The 21,173-nt window shown below is 67.0% G+C and carries 13 protein-coding genes; 6 read left to right on the top strand and 7 right to left on the bottom strand.

Annotated features, from left to right (window positions below; genetic code table 11):
- The gene (locus AU192_RS08370) at positions 1 to 8,208 is read left to right on the top strand and encodes an AAA family ATPase (RefSeq protein WP_064395328.1); all 8,208 of its coding nucleotides are present in this window, start codon (positions 1 to 3) and stop codon (positions 8,206 to 8,208) included.
- A gap of 9 nt (positions 8,209 to 8,217) precedes the next feature.
- Positions 8,218 to 8,631 (top strand): peptide-methionine (R)-S-oxide reductase MsrB, encoded by a 414-nt coding sequence (gene msrB / locus AU192_RS08365; RefSeq protein WP_064395327.1) that lies wholly within the window; start codon positions 8,218 to 8,220, stop codon positions 8,629 to 8,631.
- 82 nt (positions 8,632 to 8,713) lie between these two features.
- Here msrB and AU192_RS08360 read toward each other — a convergent pair whose 3' ends face one another.
- The 4 genes from AU192_RS08360 to hemE are packed head-to-tail and all read right to left on the bottom strand — an operon-like array spanning position 8,714 to position 12,169.
- Positions 8,714 to 9,025 (bottom strand): hypothetical protein, encoded by a 312-nt coding sequence (locus AU192_RS08360; protein WP_099047989.1) that lies wholly within the window; start codon positions 9,023 to 9,025, stop codon positions 8,714 to 8,716.
- A gap of 27 nt (positions 9,026 to 9,052) precedes the next feature.
- The gene (gene hemQ / locus AU192_RS08355) at positions 9,053 to 9,748 is read right to left on the bottom strand and encodes a hydrogen peroxide-dependent heme synthase (protein ID WP_064395326.1); all 696 of its coding nucleotides are present in this window, start codon (positions 9,746 to 9,748) and stop codon (positions 9,053 to 9,055) included.
- A gap of 4 nt (positions 9,749 to 9,752) precedes the next feature.
- Positions 9,753 to 11,108, bottom strand: a complete 1,356-nt coding sequence (locus AU192_RS08350; RefSeq protein ID WP_064395325.1) for a protoporphyrinogen oxidase — start codon at positions 11,106 to 11,108, stop codon at positions 9,753 to 9,755.
- Complete coding sequence (gene hemE, locus AU192_RS08345) at positions 11,105 to 12,169, bottom strand: uroporphyrinogen decarboxylase (RefSeq protein ID WP_064395324.1); 1,065 nt, start codon at positions 12,167 to 12,169, stop codon at positions 11,105 to 11,107. Before hemE ends, AU192_RS08350 begins: the two co-directional genes overlap by 4 nt.
- A 164-nt stretch (positions 12,170 to 12,333) precedes the next feature.
- Here hemE and AU192_RS08340 point away from each other — a divergent pair, with 164 nt between their 5' ends.
- Positions 12,334 to 12,870, top strand: coding sequence for a DUF3000 domain-containing protein (locus AU192_RS08340; protein ID WP_231744895.1), 537 nt, complete (start codon positions 12,334 to 12,336; stop codon positions 12,868 to 12,870).
- Positions 12,871 to 12,872: 2 nt separating this feature from the next.
- Complete coding sequence (locus AU192_RS08335) at positions 12,873 to 14,171, top strand: HRDC domain-containing protein (RefSeq protein WP_064395322.1); 1,299 nt, start codon at positions 12,873 to 12,875, stop codon at positions 14,169 to 14,171.
- Here the strand turns inward: AU192_RS08335 and AU192_RS08330 are convergent.
- From AU192_RS08330 to nhaA, 3 genes are read right to left on the bottom strand one after another with little or no spacing between them, the layout of a single operon-like run.
- Positions 14,168 to 15,082, bottom strand: a complete 915-nt coding sequence (locus AU192_RS08330) for an alpha/beta fold hydrolase (protein ID WP_064395321.1) — start codon at positions 15,080 to 15,082, stop codon at positions 14,168 to 14,170. The two genes, AU192_RS08335 and AU192_RS08330, sit on opposite strands and share 4 nt — an antisense overlap.
- Positions 15,083 to 15,125: 43 nt before the next feature.
- Positions 15,126 to 17,039: a 1-deoxy-D-xylulose-5-phosphate synthase gene (dxs, locus tag AU192_RS08325; RefSeq protein WP_064395320.1), complete on the bottom strand. Its 1,914-nt coding sequence runs from the start codon at positions 17,037 to 17,039 to the stop codon at positions 15,126 to 15,128.
- 28 nt (positions 17,040 to 17,067) lie between these two features.
- Positions 17,068 to 18,396 (bottom strand): Na+/H+ antiporter NhaA, encoded by a 1,329-nt coding sequence (gene nhaA / locus AU192_RS08320; protein ID WP_064395319.1) that lies wholly within the window; start codon positions 18,394 to 18,396, stop codon positions 17,068 to 17,070.
- A gap of 205 nt (positions 18,397 to 18,601) precedes the next feature.
- Between nhaA and AU192_RS08315 the strand changes: the two genes are divergently transcribed.
- Both AU192_RS08315 and AU192_RS08310 read left to right on the top strand, forming a co-directional pair.
- Complete coding sequence (locus AU192_RS08315) at positions 18,602 to 19,525, top strand: ABC transporter ATP-binding protein (protein ID WP_064395318.1); 924 nt, start codon at positions 18,602 to 18,604, stop codon at positions 19,523 to 19,525.
- Entirely contained in the window at positions 19,522 to 21,153 is a 1,632-nt protein-coding gene (locus AU192_RS08310) for a hypothetical protein (protein ID WP_064395317.1), read from the top strand. Before AU192_RS08315 ends, AU192_RS08310 begins: the two co-directional genes overlap by 4 nt.
- Positions 21,154 to 21,173 lie beyond the last annotated feature (20 nt).

Below are 21,173 nucleotides of genomic sequence, written 5' to 3'. Positions count from 1 at the left end.
ATGGCTGAGAGCCGCCGCACCTGCGCCTCCTGCGGGACGACGAACGAAGAGGACGCGCGCTTCTGCGAGGGCTGCGGCGGATCATTGGCGCGTGTGTGCGCGACGTGCGGCCTGGAGGCACGGGCGACCGCGCGCTACTGCCGCGGCTGCGGCGCTCCGCTCGAAGGACAGACCGCCCCAGCGGACCTGCCAGGGGCGGGTCCGGCGCGCAAGACCGTGACCGTGATGTTCGCCGATCTTGCCGGGTCGACCACCTTCGAGGAGCGGGTCGATGCGGAGACGGCCCGCGATGTGATCGCCAGATACCACGAACTGCTGCGGTCGACCGCCCAGCGACACCGGGCGGGTGTCACCAAGTACATCGGTGACGGGTTCATGGCCGTCTGGGGTGTCCCCGAGATCGGTCCCGAAGACGCCGTCAGCGCCGTCGATGCCGCGGTCGAGCTTCAGGAACGATTTATCGGCTTGGCCGCCCAGGTCATCAAGACACACGGCACGGAATTGGCGCTACGTGTCGCCGTCAACACGGGCGAGGTTGTCGTCGGGGCGGGCGACGCCGACTTGGTGGGCGACGCATTGAACGTCGGAGCCCGCCTCGAGGCCGAATGTCCGCGTGGGCGCGTCGTCGTCGGCGAGGAGACCTGGCGGGCGACGCGAAGTCGACACGGCTATGAGTCACTCGGCCGTATGCAGGTGAAAGGCCGTAACGCGCCCGTAGCGGTATACCAGTGGCTCGGACGGCATTTGGACACAGCGGATGCCGTTCCGTTTGTCGGCCGATCGCAGGAGGTGCAGCGGCTCCGAAGTGTGCTCGCCGACGCGATTTCGGCGCGTGCCGCTCGGCTGGTGACCGTCACCGGCGATCCCGGCGTCGGCAAGAGTCGACTAGCCACGGAATTCATTGGCGCTCTGGATAGTGACCGCGTGATCCAGTCGCGATGCGCGGTCGACGGAACTGTCGCGCTTGCACCGATCGTCGAGATGTTGCGTTCTCGCGACCTCGCAACCGATATCCCGGCGGGGGTTTCGGAGCGGGATCGCCTCCTGCGCGTCCTCAACGGGCTGGCCACCGGCGTAGCCGGCTCGGTCGAGGAGAACTTCTGGGCATTGCGCAGATTCGTCGAGGTGCTGGCAGGCAGCGGTCCGGTCGTGTTCGTGCTCGATGACATCCAGTGGGCCGACAGCTTGCTGCTCGACTTCATCGAGCATCTCGTCGAGTGGATCAAGGAAGTGCCGGTACTTGTCCTGGCTCTGGCACGACCCGAGCTGCGCGAGCTTCGTCCCGATTTCGTCGCCGCAAGCCGTTGGGTCGCCGACACCATCCATCTCGATGGCCTCGACGCCGGCGCGACCGCGGAACTCGCCGCGAGGGTTCTGGGCGCCGCCAAGTTGCCTTCCGAGCTACTTCATCGGCTGCCTACCTCCACCGGCGGCAACCCCCTGTTCGTGCGGGAACTCGTCGGAATGCTTGCCCACGATGGGGTTCTCGTCGAGCAGCCGTCCGGCTGGGAACTGACGATCGACGTCGACGCCATCACCATCCCACCGACGATTCACGCCCTGCTCGCGTCGCGACTGGAACGTCTCGACCCTGCCGACCGGCGCGTACTGGAGATCGCCTCGGTGGTGGGGAGCGACTTCTCGGTCGGCACGGTGCGCGCGCTCGCCGGTGGTCAGGCGGATGCGATCACGATGTCGCTCAACCGACTTCGCCGTTTGGAACTCGCCCAGCCCACTGGCACCTACGTCGGCGACGAAGCTGTATGGGGATTCCACCATGTGCTGGTCCGCGACGTCGCCTACCGGCGACTGTTGAAGTCGGACCGAGCGGACCTGCATGTACGCCTGGCCGACTGGGTGGAGGCGGGCGGACCCAGCGTCGCGTTCGAAGCCGACGAGATGATCGCAAGACATTTGGAAGCCGCTCACGCCTATCGTCATGAACTCGGCGAGTTCACCGAGCACACGAGTGATCTGGCTTTGCGTGCCGCACGCCATTACTCGGTTTCGGCGCGGCGGGCGCTCGACCGCGACGAGTTGATATCCGCGGGCACCCAGGCGGCACGAGGCTCGGCTCTTGCGGCGGCCGACAACACGGTGGACGCCGAGCTCTTACTGACAGCCTGCGAAGCGTTTCTGTCCGCCGGCGACGTCACCGCCGGAGCCGGACTTGTCGACGAGCTCGAGCGTATTGCAGGAGAAGCGTTGGCTCCATGGGCGACGTGCTACCGGTGCCAGCACGGAATCTATACAGACCCTGAGCGGTTACTGGAGTACGACAGCCTCCTCCAGGGCGCGATCGACGAATTCGCCCGCCGCGCCGACGCCGCCGGGCTAGCCAAGGCGCATCGCGTACGAGCGAGCGCACGGCTGCGTCTTGGCCGGGTCGGCGACGGTGAACTCGACCTGTTCGAGGCGTTGATCGCGGCGCGCCGAAGTGGGGACCACCGGCAGATCACGGCGGCGCTGGGTGCGGCGCCGGGTGCGGCGCTGTGGGGGCCGAGTCCGGTGCCGAAGGCCGGCGGTCGTTGTCTTGACGTGGTGCGGATGCAGCGCATGACGACCGCCGCACCCTCGCTGGAGGCGACGTCGTTGCGGCATCTGGCCGTCCTGGAACTGCTGCGCGGACGACCGGACAACGCGCGCAAAATGCTCGGCGATGCTCGCCAGATCGTCGCCGACCTCGGCCTGCGGCACGGGCTGATGGAGACGGAGCTGTTCGCCGGAATCATCGAGTTGATGGAGGGCGATGAGGTCGCCGCGGAGCCGCACTTCCGGACAGCGCTCAAGGGCCTGGACGCACTGGGCGTGGGTGCCGATGCGGGCCAAGCTGCCGCCCTGTTGGCGAGATCGGTTCTTGCGCAAGGCCGTATCGACGAAGCGGATCGTTACGCAACCGAAAGCGAGCGCCTCGCGGGCCATAATCTCAAGACTGCGATCGCCTGGCGCGCAGTACGGGCAGAGATTCTCTCGGCGCAGGGTCGGCATGATCAGGCCGTAGCGATGGCCGAGGACGCGGTAGCCGTCGCGAGCGGGACAGACATCGTGCTCGACCACGCTGAGGCGTGCCTCGCGTTGAGTCGTGTGCTCACCGCGGCCGGAGATATCAGAGGAGCCAGAGCCGCCGGTGACGATGCCGCGACGCTGTATGCGGCGAAAGAGGTGTCCATTTCGATTGGACTCGTAGATGAACCCGTAGTCGGGCCTCCGGAGGAACCCACCCCAGCAGCATCCGGTTCCGCGAACCAGTGCAGCGCGCAGGTCGTCGGCAAGCTCGCGGTGGCCAACGAGTCGTGCCGTTACCTACCCGCATTCATCAAGGCGGTTGAGGAACACGACACGGAGGGCGCCCTCGCCTGGTTCTCGGACGCGTTCGTCTATGACGACCGCCGACGGCTGAGCGGAGACCCCGTCATCGGCTTGGGTGCGATGCGGGCTGCAATAGAACGTGTTTCAGAGCAGTACACGCGGTTTGAATTTCGTGTCCTCGCCGTCCGCGGCCGGCGCCTACATCTTCTGTGGAGCCGGTGGTCAGACAACTATGGAAACGTCGCGACCTCCTTCTACGTCAATGAGACCGGTGACGACGACCGCCTCCGCTACCACATCCGCTTCGACGAGGAAGATTTCGAAGGTGCCTACCGTGAACTCGAACGGCGCTACTACGCCGGCGAGGGCGCGGAGTTCGCCGAGGCGTGTGCTGTGACGACTGAGATAGTCCTCGCCATGAACCGACGAGACTACGACCGCGTTTTCGGTGAACTCCTCGTTGACGGCTTCAGGCTCGAGAATCGTTCCCACGCGGCGCGTCCCGACCTCTCGGCCAATGAGTTCCGCGGCACTCTGGAAGAACTTGACGCGATTGTCGTCTCTTCTCGTGTATGGACGTCAGCGATCCAGTGGCTGTCACCGAACTGGCTCGTTCTCCGCTTCTCGCGCGAAGCTACGGGACGGGAGGACGAGAACTACGAGTGGGACAGTATCCATGCAGCCGAGATCCGGGACGGGCGGCTGTTATCGATATGTCAATTCGAAATCGACGATGAGGCCGCCGCTTTCGCGTATGCCGAGGAGCGGGTGCGGGCCGCTACCAGCCGGCTAGCACTCGCGAACCGAGCAACCGAGTTGTTACCGCAAGTGTTCGAGGCGCTACGGTCCCACGACATCGACGGCGTTGTTGGCGCCTATGCGGATGGATTCGTGTATGACGATCGGAGACGACTCAGCGGTGACGCCATCGTCGGTCGGGAAGCCATGCGGACGGCCGTGACACAAATTTGCAGGCAGTACACCGTGTTCGACTTTCACGTGTTCGCGGTGCGCGGTGATCGCCTGGTCCTGGTACGGAGTCGATGGTCCGACGAGGCTGGGAACGCGACGGCGTATATGCACGTCTTCGAGGTTGACGATGCGGCGTGTGTTCTCTATGACGGTCGCTTTGACGAGGATGACTTCGAAGGTGCCTACCGCGAACTCGAACGGCGCTACTACGCCGGAGAGGGCGCCGCGTTCGCCGAATTGGGGGCTGTCACGACCGAATGGATCACTGCGCTAAATCAACGCGACTACGGCCGATTGATCGGGGAGCTCACGGCTCCCTCCTATCGTCTCGAGAACCGGTCGAGTTCTGTGTTCGGCCACCGCACCGCAACCGATGTCAGAAGCTCCTTTGAAGACTTAGACGCCGCGGTGGGCTCGTCGCGGTCGTGGGAGGCCGCCGTGCGCTTCCTGTCGCCGACAATTGCCGTCTTTCGCTTCGAGCGCGAGGCAATGGGCCACGACGGCGAGTCTTATTCGTGGACTTGGCTTGATGTCTGCGAGGTTCGTGACGGACGGGTCGCCGCCGCCTGTCGGTTCGACCTCGACGATGAGGATGCAGCGTTCGCTTACGCCGACGAGCGGGTGCGGGCCACCACCAGTCGACTCGCAGTCACGAACCGGGCCAGTGAGCGGGTCGACAACGCCTGGCGCCAAGGGACGGCCGGTTACGTTGACAGCGCGATGGCGTTGTACTCGGATCGGTTTGTATACGACGATCGTCGACGCCTGAGCGGCCACCCGATCGAGGGTCACACTGGATTGCGGGCCGCCGCAGCGCGCATCAACGAGCAGTACCCACACTCCCAATGGCGAACTCTGGCGGTCCGCGGCGAGCGACTGGAGCTGCGCTGGAGTCGCTGGTGGGATGACGCCGGGAACGAAACGGTCAGTCTGAACCTCCACGAGATCGACGACGACGGGCGCGTCGCCTATCACGGCCGGTTCGATGAAGACGATTTCGAGGGTGCCTACCGCGAACTCTGCCATCGGTATTGGACCGCCGAAGGTGCTGCGGTCGCCGAATCAGCCTCTCTGGTAGCCGAATTCATGCTTGCTACCGACAAAGGAGACTTCGACCTGGCGTTCCGGCAGCTGGCCAGTCCTGAGCTGCGCACATACAACAAGTCAAGCTCAGTCTTCGCGGACCGGTCGGCAGGCGATCTGCGCGCCAGCTTGGAACAACTCAAGTCGATGGTGGCCTCCAATCGCTCGTGGATTGCGGTCGAGTGTTACCTGTCGCCGGAGGTCGGGCTTGCCCGTCACGAACGTGAAGCCATCGGCCACGACGGCGAGTTGTACTCCTGGACGAGGATCATGGCCGGAGAGGTCCGCGACGGTCGACTTCTATCGATGTGCCAGTTCGAGTTGGACGATGAGCGGGCGGCGTTCGCACATGCCGAGGATCTGCTGCGTGCGTCCGCCAGTCGGCTAGCCATCAGCAACCAGGCCAGCCGGGCGTGGCACTCCGTGAGGGCGGCGATGGAGGCTGGTGACGCCGATCGCGCCGCGGCATTGTTCGCCGACTCGTATGTCTACGACGACCGATGGGCGATGGCGGGCACCCCTCCGACGGACGTCCGCGCTGCCTGTGAGGAAATCCTCGCGCAGTACTCGATCTTCGAGGGCGAGGCCCTGGCGGTACGGGGTGAATCGCTGCAGCTGTCACGAACGCGATGGGCGAACGACGCCGGATTCGAGACGAGATACCTGCACGTCATCGAGACCGACGAAGATGGCCTCGTCTGCTACTACGGCCGATTCGGCGACGACGACTTCGACGGCGCGTATCGGGAGCTCGAACGCCGGTACTTCGCCGGCGAGGGAGCTGCATTCGCTGAAGCCGGCCAGATGACCAACGAGTATGCCTCCGCGCTGAACAACCACGAATGGGACCGACTCTTCGGCGAGCTCAGCGCGGACGGAATGCGCATCGAGAACCGGTCACGGTCTGGGTTCCCCAATCGTTCCGCCCACGAGCTTCGCGCGACCATCGAAGACCTCGACGGGATGTACGCGTCGGTGCGCCAGTGGCATTCATCGACATGCTGGCTGTCGTCGACTGTCTGCGTCGGCCGTCACGAGCGGGAGGCGGTCGGGCGTGACGGTGAGCGCTATTCGTGGACACGGCTCCTCGCCTTCGAAGTTCGCAACGGACAGATGGCATCGATGTGCGTGTTCGAGATCGACGACGAGGAAGCGGCCTTCGCGTACGCCGACGAGTTACTGCGATCTGCGAACAGCCGACTCACAGTGAGCAATCTGGCGACCAGGACGTCCGACGACCTGTGGAAGACGATGGAAGCACGAGAAGTCGATGCCGCTGCAGCACTTTTCGCGGACTCTTTCGTCTACGACGATCGTCGACGCCTTGCCGGGAACCCTCTCGGGGAGACTCGCGCTGCTCTGGAGCGGATCCTCGAGGATTATTCGACATTCGAAAGCAAGACCTTAGCGGTGCGCGGTGAATCACTGGCCCTCGGTTTGATGCATTGGGCAAATGATGACGGCTTCGAGGTTCGGTATCTGACGGTTCACGAGGTCGATGACAACGGGCGCATCGTCTACCACGGTCGCTTCGATGAAGACGATTTCGAGGGTGCCTATCGTGAACTTGAGCGACGGTACTACTTCGATGAGGGCGCTTCATTCGCCGACGCAGGTGCCACACAGACCGAGTGGATCGTCGCGCTCAACCGCGGCGACCTCGACCGGTTGTTCGGCGAACTCATGGAACCCGGGATGCGCTTCGAGATGCATTCCAGCTCAGCATTTCCCGACAGTTCGCTCACAGAGGCGCGCGCCGCTATCGAGGACTTCAATGCGCGTGTCGACTGGGCACGAACATGGCTATCAGCTCTCTGTTGGATATCGCCGACATGTTGCGTCAACCGCACCGAGCGCGAGGCCATCGGTCCCGACGGCGAGCGGTACACCTGGACGCGACTCAGCGTTGTGGAGTTTCGCGACGGGCGGATGGCCTCGGAGTGCGAGTTCGACGCCGATGACGAGGACGCCGCCTTCGCCTGCGCCGAGGAGCGCATCCACGCCGTCGGCAGCCGGTTGCCGTTGACCAACAGATCGTGCGATACCGTCGCCGCGCTGCAGAACGCCATGCGGGCCAAGGATCTTGAAGGGGGTATCGGCTGCTACGCAATCCCATGCGTATACGACGATCGACGCCGGGTCAGCGGGGATCCCGTTCGTAATGCCGCCGGGCTGCGGCTGGCCGGGAAACGGATCTTGGCTCAGTACAACAACTTCGAGTGGCGAACTCTAGCGGTCCGCGGCGACTTTCTGAGTATGCACTCCAGCGTCTGGTCGGACGACGCCGGCAACACAACGTCTTACCTCCACGTCTACGAGGTCGACGACGCTGGACATTTCGTCTACGAGGGCCGCTTCGACGAGGACGACTTCGAGAACGCCTACCAAGAACTCACGCGGCGGTACTGCGTCGGCGAAGGAGCGGCCGTCGCAGAGGGTGCGACCCACATCGCCAAGTACCTGATGGCCATCAACCGTCGGGAGTGGGACCGGGTGTTCGGGGAGATGGCTACCGCCGACATGCACGCCGTCAGCCGTTCGCGATCCGGGTTCCCCGACCGGTCAGTCGCCGACTTACGAGCCAGCTACGAGGACCTGTGCGCAATGGTCTCCTCGGTACGTTCGTGGCACTCGATCGAACGATGGATTTCACCGACGGTCGCGGTGACTCTGCACGAACGCGAGGCCACAGGTCACGACGGCGAGCGATACGAATGGACCCGCATCATCGTGGGCGAGTTCCGCGCGGGACGTACCACGCATCTTTCGGAGTTCGACGTAGACGACGAGGCTGCCGCGTTCGCCTACGCCGAGGAGCGGGTGCGTCGCACAGAAAATCGCTAGCGTGGAGGCATGACCACACCGGCCCCCAAACTGCAGCTGACCGATGACGAGTGGCGCAAGAAGCTGACCCCCGAGGAGTTCCACGTCCTTCGCCAGGCCGGCACCGAGCGCCCGTTCACCGGCGAGTACACCGACACCAAGACCGAGGGCATCTACGAGTGTCGCGCCTGCGGTGCCGAGCTGTTCCGCAGCAGCGAGAAGTTCGAATCGCACTGCGGCTGGCCGTCGTTCTTCGACCCCGCCGACTCCGACGCCGTCATCTTGCGGTCCGACGACTCGCTGGGCATGCGCCGCGTCGAAGTGATCTGCGCCAACTGCCACAGCCACCTGGGCCACGTCTTCGAGGGCGAGGGCTACCCCACGCCGACCGACCAGCGCTACTGCATCAACTCGATCTCGCTGCGGCTCAAGCCGACCTCCTGACGCGAAATTGCATTCCAGCAGGGCTTTCACTCGAAAAAGTTCTGCTGGAATGCCATTTCGGCGCGATTAGGCGCCCAAAAAGCTACGCCGGGTAGACGGCGAACTCGGCGCGGTCCTCGGTGTCGGCGACGCACTGGAACAGCAGCGGCGCGGTCATCGCGTTACCCGAGTAACACGTGAACGGGCCGATGACCTGGTATTTGTCGCCGTTGGGGTCGTACTTCACGGCGTAGTCCGATGCAGTGATGCAGTCGATGTCGCCGGCCGTGATGTCGATGACCTGACCGAAGCGCGGCGCACACTTCTCGCTGTCTGGAGCCTGCGCCAACCCCGTCGGCGCCGCCGCCAGCGCCCCGATCGACATCGCCGCACAGAGCAGCACCTTCATCCTCATCGGTCAATGATGACCGAGCCCCGCCGGTTACGGCAGGCGATCGATCAACTGCTCCGCGCTGATCCGCGGACCGGTGAAGAACGGCGTCTCCTCGCGCACATGTCGACGCGCGTCGGTGGCACGCAGATCACGCATCAGGTCGACGATGCGGTGCAGTTCCGGCGCCTCGAACGCCAGGATCCACTCGTAGTCGCCCAACGCGAACGCCGGGACGGTGTTGGCTCGCACGTCCTTGTAGCCGCGCGCCGCCATGCCGTGTTCGGAGAGCATGCGGCGGCGCTCCTCGTCGGGCAGCAGATACCAGTCCAGCGACCGCACGAAGGGATACACGCAGATGTAGTTCCCCGGCTCCTCACCCGCCAGGAACGCCGGGATGTGGCTCTTGTTGAACTCCGCGGGACGGTGCAGCGCGACGTTGCTCCACACCGGATTGCTCGCACGCCCCAAGGCGGTGGTGCGACGGAAATCGGCGTAGGTGGCCTGCAGCGCCTCGACGTTGTCGGCGTGTGTCCAGATCATGAAGTCGGCATCGGCGCGCATACCCGCGATGTCGTACAGGCCGCGCACGACGACGCCGCGCTCCTCCTGCTGTTTGAGGAACGTCGCGGTCTCGTCGACGACCGCGCCACGCTCCTCTCCCAGTTCTCCGGGCCGCACGGCGAACACCGAGAACATCAGGTAGCGAAGGGTCGCGTTGAGCGTGTCGAAGTCGAGCTTGGCCATAGCTCTATCGTGCCACGCGCGTGGTGACCAGCGACGCCACCGCCCTGGTGGCCGCCGACACACACGCCGGTACGCCGATGCCGTCCAGATAACCGCCCGCGACCGCGATCGTCGGCGGCAGTCCCGAGCGCAACTCGGCGACCAGCGCACCGTGACCGGGCCCGTATTGCGGCATCGCGTCGATCCACCGCTGCACGTGGTAGTCGACGGGCTCGGTCCTGACACCGAAGAGCGTGGCGAGATCCTCGGCCGCCCACGTGAGCAGTTCCTCGTCGCCCACGCTGCGGGCCAGGTTGTCGCCGAACCGCCCGAAGGAGAGCCGGACCAACTCGACGCTGCCGCGTTGACCCCATTTGCGCGACGTCAGCGTGACCGCCTTCGACCGCAGACGTTCACCGCTTGCCACGAGCACGCCGGACTGCTGCGGTAACGGCGTACCGCCCGGCAACCCCAACGCCACCAACGCCGTCGACGCCACCGCAATGCGCCCAGCCGCGGCCGCACTTCGGGGAGCGACCTCCGCGACCAGCCGCGCCAGCCGGGGCGCAGGCACGGCGAGCACGACCGCGTCGGCGTGGTGGCGGGCGCCCTCGTCGTCGACGAGTTCCCAGCCCCGCGCGCCGCGGTGCAGCCCTTCGACGGTGACCTGCTGCCACTGTGCCCCGGCGCGCCGGACGAGTTCGTCGATCAGCACCCGGTAGCCGCCGTCGACCGCGCCGAAGACCGACCCGGTGACCGGCGGCGGCGCCGCGTCCCGAACAGCCTCGGTGAGATTTCTCGCGCCGCGGTCAAGGGCCACAGCCAGCGTCGGCGCCGCCGAACGAACCCCGATCGTCGCCGCGTTGCCTGCGTAAACACCGGCCAGCAAGGGTTCGACCGAACGGGTGATCACCTGCTCACCGAACCGGTCGCCGACCAGCTCGGCAACGGACGGGTCGGCGCCCGGGCGCCACGAGAACGGGCGATTGGGTTCGCCGTGCATCCAGGCGATCGTCGCCTCGTCCACCAGCCCCGCCACCGCCGACGGCTGCGCCGGTATCCCCTGCAGCGTGCCGGCGGGCAGCGGATGCAGCTTGCCTTGGCTGTAGATCAGCGGGCGCGCGCCGGTCGTGCCGATCTGGCGGTTCGCCAGGCCCAGCTCGGCCAGCAAGGCAGGGACTTCGGGTCGACGCGCGACGAACGCCTCAGCACCCACGTCCATCGGTTGGCCGCCGATCCGCTCGGTGCGCAGCACGCCACCAAGGCGGTCGGCGGGGTCGAACAGCGTGATCGACGCGTCGGGCCCCGCGGCGACGCGCAGGCGGTATGCGGCGACGAGACCTGAGATCCCTCCGCCGACAACGCAATACGATGCACTCACAGCGAATGCACCAGCGCCACCACTTCAGTGATCACCTCGGGATCGGTGGCCGGGAGCACGCCGTGCCCGAGGTTGAACACATGCCCGGCGGCGCCCGCATCGATCGCCCGCCTGCCGTCGTCGACGACCGCACGCGCAGCGCGTTCAGCCACCGGCAGGCCGGCCAGCAGCACCACCGGGTCCAGGTTGCCCTGCAACGCCGTCCCCGGGACCACCCGGGCGGCGGCATCGGACAGCGACGTGCGCCAGTCGACCCCGACCACCGCCGGGGCGCCGTGGCCGGAGGCCGCCTGCGACATCGCGCCCAGCAGTTCGGCGGTACCGACACCGAAGTGGGTCATCGGCACTCCGGCGGCGGCCAGCGTCGCGAACACCCGGGTGCTGTGCGGCAGTACATAGCTGCGGTAGTCGGCCAGCGACAGCGTCCCCGCCCATGAGTCGAACACCTGGATCGCATCGACACCCGCGTCCACCTGCACCTGCAGGAACGCGATCGTCACCTCGGTCAGGGCGGTCATCAGCGCGTGCCACGTCTCGGGTTCTCCGAGCATCATCGCCTTGGTGCGTTCGTGGTTGCGGCTCGGTCCGCCCTCGACCAGATAGGAAGCCAGAGTGAAGGGCGCGCCCGCGAACCCGATCAGCGGCACGTCACCGAGTTCGGACACCAGCGTCGCGACGGCCTGAGCGACCGGCGCGAACTGCTCCCGCTCCAGCGGTCTCATCGCGGCGACGTCGGCGGCGGTGCGAATCGGGTGCTCTATCACCGGGCCGACGTCGGGAACGATGTCGAGGTCGATGCCCGAGGCCCGCAACGGCACCACGATGTCGGAGAACAGGATCGCGGCGTCGACGCCGTGCCTGCGGATCGGCTGCAGGGTGATCTCGGTGATCAGCTCGGCATCGAAGCAGGCCTGCATCATCGTGTTCTTTGCCCGCAGTGCGCGGTACTCGGGTAGCGAACGGCCCGCCTGCCGCATGAACCACACCGGCACGCGGCCGGGCTTGCGGCCGCAGGCGGCGGCCAGATAGGCGGAGTCGGGCAGCTCACGGCGTGTGTTCATCGCTGTCAATGCTGCCATGCGGACCGGGCGGCGCCCGTTTCGCCTCGACCGGATCGGTGCCTAACAAGATCGGCGCGCCACGCGCACAGACCTGCTCGAATGGTCTAGCGTCAAACGTCGTGACCACCGCCGAACCGGCTCAGTTCCGTGAAGCGGTGGCGGCGATGAATGCCACCACCGTCCGCCCGGAGATCGAGCTCGGCCCGATCCGCCCGCCGCAGCGGCTGGCACCGTTCAGCTATGCGCTGGGCGCAGAGGTCCGCCATCCCGAGACGGCGATCGTGCCGGAGCGCTCCGAAGGTGACGCGTTCGGCCGCCTGATCCTGCTGCACGACCCCGAGGGCGCCGACGCCTGGGACGGCACGATGCGCCTGGTCGCCTACATCCAGGCCGATCTGGACTCCAGCGAAGCCGTCGACCCGCTGCTGCCCGAAGTCGCGTGGAGCTGGCTCGTCGACGCCCTTGCCGAGCGCGCCGAGCACGTCACCGCCCTGGGCGGCACCGTCACCGCCACCACGTCGGTGCGCTACGGCGACATCTCCGGCCCGCCCCGGGCCCACCAGTTGGAACTGCGTGCCTCCTGGACGGCGACGACGCTGGAGTTGGGCCCGCACGTCGAGGCGTTCTGTGAGGTGCTCGAGCACGCCGCCGGGCTGCCGCCGCAGGGCGTCACCGACCTCGGCTCGCGCACCCGCGCTTGACGATGCCCGATCCCGACGAGGCCATCCCGCAGGCGGTCGCGCCCGAAGAGGCCGAGCCGGAGGCGACGCCGCTGCTGGTGCCCCGCGACGGCGTCCCCGCACTGTCGACCAGTGTCAGTGAGATCCGCAAGGCCGCCGAGTTGCTGGCGTCCGGCCACGGCCCATTCGCGGTCGACGCCGAGCGCGCCTCGGGGTTCCGCTACTCCAACCGCGCCTACCTCGTCCAGATCCGACGCGACGGCGCCGGCACCGTGTTGATCGACCCGGTGAGCCACGGCGCCGATCCGCTCGAAGCGCTGGCCCCCGTGGCAGAGGTGCTGGCCACCGACGAATGGGTGCTGCACGCCGCCGACCAGGATCTGCCGTGTCTGGCCGAACTCGGCATCCGGCCGGTCCGCCTGTACGACACGGAGTTGGCGGGCCGACTCGCCGGCTACGACAAGGTCAACCTCGCCGCGATGGTGCAGCGGCTGCTGGGCCTGCAGCTCACGAAGGGCCACGGCGCCGCCGACTGGTCGAAGCGGCCGCTGCCCGACGAATGGCTCAACTATGCCGCTCTCGATGTGGAGGTGCTCGTCGACCTGCGCGACGCGGTCGCCGCGGTACTCGAGGAACAGGGCAAAACCAATTGGGCGGCGCAGGAATTCGAGCACCTCAGGAAGTTCGAGGCGACACCAACCCGCCGGGACCGCTGGCGACGCACGTCGGGCATCCACAAGATCCGCGACGCCCGCGCGCTGGCCGCCGTGCGCGAACTGTGGACCACCCGAGACCACATCGCGCAGCGCCGCGACATCGCGCCGGGCCGGATCCTGCCGGACTCGGCCATCATCAACGCCGCGACCACCGACCCCGACACCGTCGAGAAGTTGACGGCGCTGCCGATATTCGGCGGCAACCGGCAGCGTCGCAGCGCCAAGGTCTGGCTCGACGCGCTCGCCCGGGCCCGCACCACGCAGGATCTGCCGACATCGCAGGAGCCGCCGAACGGTCCTCCGCCCGCGTCCCGGTGGGCCAGGCGCAAACCCGAAGCCGCCGCTCGACTGGACGCGGTGCGCGCCGCGCTCACCGATGTGTCGCAACGGGTTTCCGTGCCCACCGAGAATCTGCTCTCCCCCGATACCGTGCGCCGGTTGTGTTGGGACTGGGAGCCGGTCGATGACCGGACGAACGTGATCGAGTCGTTTCTGCGTGACGCGGGCGCGCGGCCATGGCAACGCGAGTTGACGGTGCCTCCGCTGGCCGACGCGCTGACCAAGGCCGACGCTGCGCTCGCCGAGCAGGGATCCGCCGGAGGCTAGGCGGTCACCTTCTCGATGTGAATCAGGAAGTGGCGCAACACTTCCTCGGGAGCTTCGAGTTGCGGCCAGTGTCCGATGTCGTCGGCGAGCATCACCACGTCGGCGTCGGGGATCACTTCGGCGTACCGACGCGCCATGTGTGCCCCGGAGTTCGGGTCGACGGGTCCGTCGATCAGGCGCATGGGAACCGTGGTTCGGCGCATGGCGCGCACCCATCGGTTGCGGTGCGTGTACCGGTCGCCCAGGAATCGACCGACCTTGTGCAGCACGCGCTTACCGTCGTTGTATTCGAGAATCTGATGAAAGCGGTCCATCAGCTCGCGTGAGGGCTTCGTGTTCGGCCCGAACAGTTCGTCGAGTGTTCGCTCGAGCATCTTTCGCGACAGCGAACTGCGTCCCTGCAGAGGACTCATCAAGTCGCCCAGCGGAGTTCCCGACATGAGCTTCTGCATGGTGCGCGGAGTGTAGGCCTCGTTGAACAGCCCACCGTTGAGCCAGGTGGTCGACTGATAACGCACCGACCCGTACGACTGCTGGCCGAACTCGCTGCGGGCCAGGAGTTCTTGGCCGACCGAATCGCCGAGATCGTGCGCCAGCACGTGACATTGGCCGACGTTCAGGTGCTCCAGCAGCGCCTCGTGGACGTCGGCATGATCGAGAACCGAGTATTCGTAGGCGACGGGTTTCGCCGAGAAGCCCATGCCGATCATGTCCGGTGCGATGACGGTGAAGCGATCGGTCAGCGTCGGCCACATCAGTGACCAGTCCGACGAGTTGAACGGATAGCCATGAATGGCCAGCAGCGGCGGCGACTCACCCAGCGGCGGGCCGTCGATCCGATAGAAGATCTCGAAGCCCAGGTAATCGAAGTAGCGACCCGCGGCCTTCCAGCGCTCCAACTCGGCATCCATCGCCGCAGCCTAACCGGATTGCTGACGCACGCGGGATGGGGCGCTAGTCGAGCTGCTCGCTGACCTCGGCTTCGCTGACGGCGGCGCCCTGAGCCGCGACCCAGCCGGTGATCTGGCGGGCCACGGTGCGATCGGTCAAGCCGACTTCGGCGAGTACCTCGCCCCGGGACGCCTGAGCGAAAAACTCCTGCGGCAGGCCGACGTCGCGGCACGGCACGTCGATCTCGGCGCGGCGCAACGCCGCCGACACCGCAGACCCGACGCCGCCGTTGACGCCGTTGTCCTCGAGCGTGACGACGAGCTTGTGTTCGCGGGCCAGGGCGGTGACCGGCTCGGGCACCGGCAGCACCCAGCGCGGGTCGACGACCGTCACACCGATGCCCTGGTTGCGCAGGAGCTCGGCGACCGCCAACGCCATCGACGCGAACGGCCCGACCGCCACCAACAGCACGTCGCCGGTGAGCCCGTCGGCCGGCACGGCCAGCACGTCGACGCCGTCACGCCGTTCGACAGCCGGAATGTCCTCGCCGACATCGCCTTTCGGGAACCGGATGGCGGTGGGACCGTCGTTGACGTCGAGCGCCTCGCCGAGTTCCTCCCGCAGCCGGACGCCGTCCCGCGGTGCGGCCACCCGCATGCCGGGCACGATGCCCAGTATCGAGAGGTCCCACATGCCGTTGTGGCTGGCGCCGTCGGGGCCGGTGATGCCCGAGCGGTCCAACACCATCGTCACCGGCAGCTTGTGCAATGCCACATCCATCATGACCTGGTCGAACGCGCGGTTCAGGAAGGTCGAGTAGACCGCGACGACCGGATGCAGGCCGCCCATCGCCAGCCCGGCCGCCGACGTCATCGCGTGCTGTTCGGCGATGCCGACGTCGAAGAACCGGTCCGGGAAGCGCTGGCGGAATGCCGTCAGACCCGTCGGGCCTGGCATCGCAGCGGTGATCGCGACCACGTCGCGGCGGCGTGCTGCATAGCCGATCAGCGCCTCGGAGAACGTCGACGTCCAACCGGGGCCGGGGACCGACGTCGCCAGCCCGGTCTCGGGGTCGATGACACCACACGCGTGCATCTGGTCGGCCTCATCGTTCTCCGCCGGCGCGTAACCCATACCTTTGCGGGTGACGACGTGCACGACCACGGGCATGTTGAAGCCCCGCGCCCGGCGCAGCGCGACCTCGACGGCGTGCTCGTCATGGCCGTCGATGGGCCCGACGTACTTCAGGCCCAGGTCGGTGAACATCACCTGCGGCGCCAACGCGTCCTTGATGCCGGCCTTGATGGAGTGCATGCACTGGTAGCAGACCTCGCCGATGACCGGGACGCCGCGCACCGCCTTGCGGCCCTCTTCGAGCACGCGTTCGTAGCCGGGCTGCAGCCGCAGGCCGGCCAGGTGTTCGGCGAACCCGCCGATCGTCGGCGCGTAGCTGCGGCCGTTGTCGTTGACGACGATCACCACCGGCCGTCGCGCCGCGGCGATGTTGTTCAGCGCCTCCCAGCACATACCGCCCGTCAGCGCGCCGTCACCGACGACGGCGACCACATGGCGATTGCGGTGTCCGGACAGCTCGAACGCCTTGGCCAGCCCGTCGGCATAGGACAGCGCCGAGCTGGCATGGCTGGACTCCACCCAGTCGTGTTCGCTCTCCTCGCGTGAGGGATAGCCGGACAAGCCGCCCTTCTTGCGCAGGGTGTCGAACTCGTGGCTGCGGCCCGTCAGCATCTTGTGCACGTAGGACTGGTGTCCGGTGTCGAAGATGATCGGATCGTGTGGTGAATCGAACACCCGGTGCAGCGCGAGCGTCAGCTCGACGACGCCGAGGTTCGGGCCGAGATGCCCGCCGGTGGCAGCCACCTTGTGGATCAGGAATTCGCGGATCTCACGTGCTAGATCGCTCAGTTGCGACTGCGTCAGGTGCTGCAGATCTGCGGGCCCGCGGATCTGTTCAAGCATTCGTTCAGTCTACGCACGGCCGTCGTAGTCAGTCCTGTCGAGCTTGGTAGATGTCGGGCACACCGTCGTGGTCGTAATCGGCAGTTTCCTGTTCGTGGATGGCCCGATAACGCCTGTTCCGAAGCCGTAACAGCACCGCGGCCAGGGCAGCCGAGGCCAGCGATCCGGTCAGCACCCCGATCTTCACGAAATCGTCACGTTCGGATCCGATGCCGTACGCGAGGTCGCCGATGAGCAGGGACACGGTGAATCCGATACCCGCCAGCATGGCGATGCCGAGCACGTCGATCCACCGGATCGCGGAGTCCAGATCGGCCCGGGTGACCGACGCCAGCACCCGCGTGGTCAGGAAGATGCCGACCGGTTTCCCGACCACCAGACCCAACACGATGCCGAGCGCGATCGGGTCGGTCATCGCCTCGGCGAACCCCGTGTAGCCGCCGATGCTCACCCCAGCGGCGAAGAAGGCGAACACCGGGACCGCGAAACCCGCCGACAGCGGGCGCAAGCGGTGTTCGAAGTGTTCGGCCAGCCCCGGCCCGGCCTCCGGCCCGCCCGCCGCCTGCGAACGCACGACCGGCACGGTGAAGCCGAGCAGCACACCGGCCACGGTGGCGTGGATACCCGACTCGTGCATCAGCGCCCAGGTGGCCAGCGCGAGCGGAACCAACAGCCACCACGACCGGATGCGGCGCTGCACGCACAGCGCGAAAAGTGCCAGCGGCGCCAGGGCCGCCAACAGCGCGACCCAGTTGATGCCCTCGGTGTAGAAGACGGCGATCACCAGCACCGCGAGGAGGTCGTCGACGACAGCCAGCGTCAGCAAGAACGTGCGCAGGGCCGAGGGCAGGTGCGTGGAGATGACCGCGAGAACCGCGACGGCGAACGCGATGTCGGTCGCGGTCGGGATGGCCCAGCCGCGTAGGGCTCCGTCGCCGACGTGAGCGGTCACCGCGACGAAGATCAGGGCAGGCGCCACCATGCCGCCGACGGCGGCCGCGATGGGCAGCGCCGCGCGGGCGGGGTCACGTAGGTCGCCGGCGACGAACTCGCGCTTGAGCTCCAGCCCGACCACAAAGAAGAACAGGGCCAGCAACCCATCGGCCGCCCAAGTGCCGAGCGCGAGGTCCAGGTGCAGGCCGAACGGTTCGCCGCCGGCCTTCAGATCGCGCAGGGCGAAGTAGCTTTCCGACCACGGCGAGTTCGCCCAAACGAGCGCGACGGCCGCAGCCAGCAGCAGGAGCGCGCCCCCGACGGTCTCCTTGCGCAGGATCGTGGAGACACGGTTTGTCTCGGCCCACGACCCCCGCGAGAGCAGCGTCCGTCGCGCGGACCGGTGGGGTGGGTTGGCAGTCACGGCAAGTCCCGATCTGTGGCTAGCGGTCGACAAAGAATCGCCGACCAGACTTCCCGGCACACCTTGGGCTCAACCCTATGCCACCGATTCGGGGGACGCGCCACGCCGGGTCTGGTGCGCGGAACGGTCCGCGAGTAGATTTCTCCACAGGTGCGCCGGGAAGCCTGGTCGGCTATCGATTTTGCCGACTTCGGAAAGGGACCCGATGCACGACATGCCGCACGCGCCGGCGCGCGCGCAATTTCAGCCCGCTATTCACATCGATGGCCTGACCAAGAGTTTCGGGCGGATCGTCGCGGTAGATGACCTCGACCTGACGGTGCAGAGTGGTGAGGTATTCGGCTTCCTCGGCCCCAACGGCGCCGGCAAGTCGACGACCATTCGCATGATGCTCGGCCTCATCCGGCCCGATGCCGGGCGGGTAACCGTTCTCGGCAGCGACGCCGCTGACGTACGTCGAGCCCACCGATGTCTCGCGTATGTGCCCGCCGACGTCAGTCTCTGGCCGTCCCTGACCGGGGCGGAAATCCTCGAATTGATGGCGAATGTGGGTCCACCGGTCGACCTCGAGTACCGGGCCGAGCTGGTCGAGCGTTTCGCGCTGGATCTCGACCGGCCGGCCAAGGCCTATTCCACGGGCAACCGGCAGAAGGTGGCGATCGTCGCGGCGTTCGCGACGCGGGCACCATTGCTGATCCTCGACGAACCGACCAGTGGCCTGGATCCGTTGATGGAGCTCGAGTTCAGGCGCTGCATCCGGGAGGCGAGACAGCGTGGACAAACGGTCTTCCTGAGCTCGCATCAACTCACCGAGGTGGAAGCGGTGTGCGACCGGGTGGCCATCCTGCGCTCGGGCCGGCTCGTCGAGATCGACACGATCGCCGACCTGCGGCGGCTGCGCCGAACGGTGGTCGAGGTGTCGTACCGCGACGACGCACCACTGCTCACCGACCTGCCGGGTGTCACCGACGTCGAGTGGCTCGGCGCGAACCGGTTGCGGTTCAACATGTCCGGGTCGCCGACGGCCGCACTGCGCGCCCTGGCCGCCGTCGAGATCACCACGGTCGCAATGCGTGAACCGAATCTGGAGGAGATCTTCCTCGACTACTACGGCGAGCTGTCGCGATGAGCACCGGCACGGTTGTCGCCAGGCACGCCGCCGCTGCACTTCCCTCGCCGAGACGAGCGGCCATCGGGCTCGCCGTCCGCCAGATTCGCCGCGGCACGCTGATCGTGGCGGCGGTGGCCGCAGGAATGTCGTTCCTCGTCGCCGCACAGTATCAATCGACGTTTCAGGCCGAGTTGAGCCAGGATGCTCTTCGAGCACTCGCCGAGAATCCCGCTATCCGGGTGCTTTTCGGCACGCCGCTGGCATTGGATGACGCGGGCGGATTCACCGTCTGGCGAACGGGCACTCCGCTGCTGGTGATAGCCGGCGTGTGGATCATGCTGGCCGCTGTCCGCATCACCCGCGGCGAGGAGGACGCCGGACGGTGGGACGTCCTGTTGGCCGGCGCCCTTCGCACCTCCGATGCGCTACTGAGTTGCGTACTCGCGTTGACAGGCAGCGCTCTGCTGATCAGCACAGCAGTCTGGGGTGCGATGCTGGCCGCAGGCACCACTCCCCTCGGCGCCACCCTCTACGCCGGCGGATTTCTCGGCGTGACTTCGACATTCGCCGCGGTGGGGTTCGCGGCGGGCCAGTTGATGCCGAGCAGAGCGTCGGCGGTGGGCTTGGCGGTGGCGCTCCTCGGCACTGCCCTTCTGGTGCGGATGATGTCGGACGCCTTCGCGGCCTTGGCGGGGTTGGCCTGGGTCAGCCCATTCGGGCTCATCGCGCGGGTGGCGCCTTTTGCCGACAACAGGATCGCACCGCTGGCCGTGTTGGCCTGCTACCCGGTCATGCTGGGGGCTGCCGCCGTGTCCATGGCCAAATCGCGGGACCTGGGAAGCGGACTACTGGCGGTTTCCGGCAGTCGTCCGCCGCGCACGAGGCTGCTCGGCTCGATACACCTGTTCGCAATGCGCCGTGCCATGCGGCCGACGCTGGGCTGGGCCGCCGCGATCGCGACCTACTTCGTGATCATCGGGGCGACGATCGCGTCCATCCTCGAATTCTTCGAGCAGAACCCGCGTTTCGCCACGCTGGCCGCCAGCGCCGGCTTCGCGGGCTTGAACTCAGCGGAAGGTTTCGCCGCGGCATTGTTCAGTCTCTCGGCGGTGGCGACAGGGATGTACGCCGCCACCCGCCTCGGCGCGTTCGTCGCCGACGAGCAGGCGCGCCGCTGGACCATCCTTTTCACCTCCCCCGTTTCGCGCGCCGGCCTGCTGGGCGCCGAAGTGGTGGTGGTAGCGGCAGGCGTTGTCGCACTGCACGTCACCGCGGCAGTCGGTATCACCGTCGGGGCCGCGGCGACGGGCGCTCCGCTCGGCCACTTTGATGCGCTCGCGGGCGCGCTGAACACCGCGCCGATCGCCCTGCTCGCGATGGGAGCGGCAGTTCTGGGCGCCGGGTGGTTGCCGTCAGCGGTCATCGCCGTCGGCGCAGTGCCCGTGGTGGGCGGCTTCCTAGTCGATGTCGTCGCCGAAACTGCGCACGCGCCCCAATGGGTGCGGGACGGCTCGCCGTTCGTCCATGTGAGGGCGGTACCCTTGGCTGCGCCGGATTGGCAGGCGTTGGGCGTGATTCTCGCCGTGGCAGCAGTTTTCACAGTGGTTGGGGTGGCCGGGTACCACCGCCGCGACCTGGTGTCCTGAGGATTGCACCCGTTTGCGCG

It is taken from the genome of Mycobacterium lehmannii (genome assembly GCF_001499925.1).
In the GTDB taxonomy this organism is placed as follows: domain Bacteria; phylum Actinomycetota; class Actinomycetes; order Mycobacteriales; family Mycobacteriaceae; genus Mycobacterium; species Mycobacterium lehmannii.
Note: the sequence above shows the minus strand (reverse complement) of the source record. Positions and strands in the feature narration are given on the sequence as shown.

What these genes read in the sequence shown, in the direction of transcription:
- hemE (WP_064395324.1), bottom strand. Translation starts at nt 12,169, where the DNA reads ATGAACACACGCCGTGAGCTGCCCGACTCCGCCTATCTGGCCGCCGCC.
- AU192_RS08330 (WP_064395321.1), bottom strand. Translation starts at nt 15,082, where the DNA reads ATGGATGCCGAGTTGGAGCGCTGGAAGGCCGCGGGTCGCTACTTCGAT.
- AU192_RS08335 (WP_064395322.1), top strand. Translation starts at nt 12,873, where the DNA reads ATGCCCGATCCCGACGAGGCCATCCCGCAGGCGGTCGCGCCCGAAGAG.
- AU192_RS08370 (WP_064395328.1), top strand. Translation starts at nt 1, where the DNA reads ATGGCTGAGAGCCGCCGCACCTGCGCCTCCTGCGGGACGACGAACGAA.
- msrB (WP_064395327.1), top strand. Translation starts at nt 8,218, where the DNA reads ATGACCACACCGGCCCCCAAACTGCAGCTGACCGATGACGAGTGGCGC.
- AU192_RS08315 (WP_064395318.1), top strand. Translation starts at nt 18,602, where the DNA reads ATGCACGACATGCCGCACGCGCCGGCGCGCGCGCAATTTCAGCCCGCT.
- dxs (WP_064395320.1), bottom strand. Translation starts at nt 17,039, where the DNA reads ATGCTTGAACAGATCCGCGGGCCCGCAGATCTGCAGCACCTGACGCAG.
- AU192_RS08310 (WP_064395317.1), top strand. Translation starts at nt 19,522, where the DNA reads ATGAGCACCGGCACGGTTGTCGCCAGGCACGCCGCCGCTGCACTTCCC.
- hemQ (WP_064395326.1), bottom strand. Translation starts at nt 9,748, where the DNA reads ATGGCCAAGCTCGACTTCGACACGCTCAACGCGACCCTTCGCTACCTG.
- AU192_RS08340 (WP_231744895.1), top strand. Translation starts at nt 12,334, where the DNA reads ATGAATGCCACCACCGTCCGCCCGGAGATCGAGCTCGGCCCGATCCGC.
- AU192_RS08360 (WP_099047989.1), bottom strand. Translation starts at nt 9,025, where the DNA reads ATGAGGATGAAGGTGCTGCTCTGTGCGGCGATGTCGATCGGGGCGCTG.